Here is a 2,009-nt window from a genome sequence, read left to right on the forward strand (position 1 = left end):
CGCGGTCGCGCTGCTGCCCGCTGGGCTCGCGTCGCAGGTAGTTAGCGGTGATCTGATCCTCGTCCTGCTCATCGAGCACCACCGCGCGCACCGCGGGACCTGCTTCCGCCGCCAGTTCAGGGAGGAGATAGTCGCCCTCGAAGACCACTGGTGCCGCGAACTCGACATGGTCGGCGATGACCGCCGCGTATGCGGGGCGAAGCGCGCTGGCCACCTCGAAATGCCGCGCGGCGATCCGCTCGGGCGCCCAGGACCTGAACTGAGGGTGCGTCGCCCAGAAATGGAGGATCGGCTGCTGCTCCGGGGTCGTGATCGCCTGCAAGGCCGTGACGATGTCATCGGCTTCGGCGAGCGGGACACCGTAGTGCTCGGCCAGCGGCCGCGCCAGGCATGACTTGCCGGTCCCGGACGCTCCGCACACCAAGGTCACGATCCAGGGGCCCCGCATGCGCCAGATCGTACAGTCAGCACCGCAATCCGGCCCGGGCGCACCGTGGGTCGTTCGCGCGAGAGGGCGACTTTGCGCACGAGGCAGCACGTTATGCACAAAATGACCATTTGTGACCGGTCACTCAGCTTCGAAAGTGGTCATTTCATGCACAACGTAAAAGGCAGTGACTGGGGCGACCAATGTGATCGGCGTTGGCTTCGGCCAGGCGGACAGCTTTGTAGAGTCCAGGTCACTTTGTAGACACCGTGACCACATTTGATCGTTTCAGCACCCCGGAAAATGGTTACCGCGTCTACAAAGCCAACAGGAGTGACTGGTGTGACTGACAGAGGGAGAAGCTGAGCCAACATGCCCTACGGCGATGAGCGAGTCACTGGCATGGCGTCTACTTAGTAGGTTCGTGTCGCCGGCTACGAGGAGGAAGCTATGGCGGGTGAGGTGACCAGCGGATATGCCCCGGTCGACGGGGTTGACGTGTACTGGGAGAGTCGGGGCAGCGGAGGGACACCGTTGCTGATGGTGCACGGCGGGTACGGGACGACCGCGGTATTCGAGTCGGTACCTGAGCTGCTCGCGCGCGACCGGCAGGTCGTGGCCATCGAACTGGAGGGGCACGGCCATACCGGGAACACGAGCCGGCCGTTCACCTGGGAGAGGTTCGGCGATCAGGTGGCCGGCGTGGTGCGGCACCTCGGCTTCGGCCAGGCGGACCTGCTCGGCTGGTCGCTGGGCGGCGGCGCCGTGCTGCGCTGCGCGATCCAGCACCAGGACCTGGTGCGCAAGCTGGTCGTGGTGTCCGCGCCGTGCCGGCGCTCCGCGTGGTTCCCCGAGGTGCTTGCCGGGTTCGACTCGATGACCGCGGCGACGCTAGCGCCGCTGCTCCGGCAGTCGCCGCTCGGCGTGGCGTACGCCGAGGTCGCTCCCGACCCGGACGCGTTCCCTTCGCTGGTCGACAAGTCCGGTGAGCTGCTCCGCCGACCGTATGACTGGAGCGACGAGGTCAAGGGGCTGACGGTGCCGGTGCTGCTGGCCTACGCGGACGCCGATAGCATTCCGCCGTCGTACGCGGCGGAGTTCTTCGCGCTGCTCGGCGGCGGCCTGCGGGACGCGAACTGGGACGGATCGCTGGCGCCGGCCTCGCGGCTGGCGATCCTGCCGGGCATGACGCACTACAACATCGGCCCGTCCCCGAAGCTGGCGGCCGCGGTGGCGGACTTCCTCGGGTAAGGCCTGCCCGGAATCGCGGCTACGCCCGCCCCGTTCCGGGAACGTTACCGCCAGGCGCGTGAACGCCGGGGGCGGTGATGAGCAACTGGTTTCAGCAGTCGGTCGTGGACCCTGGCAGGCTCCGGCTCTTCTGCTTCTTCGTGGCGCTACGCACAGCCGGTACACCGCCTCAGGATCTAGTCTCAGGACCTCATCGCGGGCCGGCCGGATCACCGCTAGTCCGCGGCGTGCTGGTCCAGGAACTCGTAGATGTCGACGTCGTCGACGCCGGGGAAGGAGCCGGCCGGGAGGGCGGACAGGATGTGGGAGTGCGCCCTGGCCGACGGCCAGG

At 67.4% G+C, this 2,009-nt stretch carries 2 protein-coding genes; one reads left to right on the forward strand and one right to left on the reverse strand.

Annotated elements, in window-relative coordinates; translation table 11 throughout:
* Positions 1 to 448: AAA family ATPase (locus tag WA805_RS04995; protein WP_425241763.1), on the reverse strand; the 448-nt coding region annotated here is incomplete at its 3' end.
* A 429-nt stretch (positions 449 to 877) separates the two neighbouring features.
* On the opposite strand from WA805_RS04995, the gene WA805_RS05000 reads away from it, so the two are divergent.
* Positions 878 to 1,678, forward strand: a complete 801-nt coding sequence (locus WA805_RS05000) for an alpha/beta fold hydrolase (protein ID WP_422322760.1) — start codon at positions 878 to 880, stop codon at positions 1,676 to 1,678.
* The last annotated feature ends 331 nt before the right edge of the window (positions 1,679 to 2,009 follow it).

This window comes from Trebonia sp., assembly GCF_049794275.1.
Lineage (GTDB): Bacteria > Actinomycetota > Actinomycetes > Streptosporangiales > Streptosporangiaceae > Trebonia.

Excerpts from the sequence above, each read along its gene's own strand:
- WA805_RS05000 (WP_422322760.1), top strand. The coding sequence starts at position 878 with ATGGCGGGTGAGGTGACCAGCGGATATGCCCCGGTCGACGGGGTTGAC.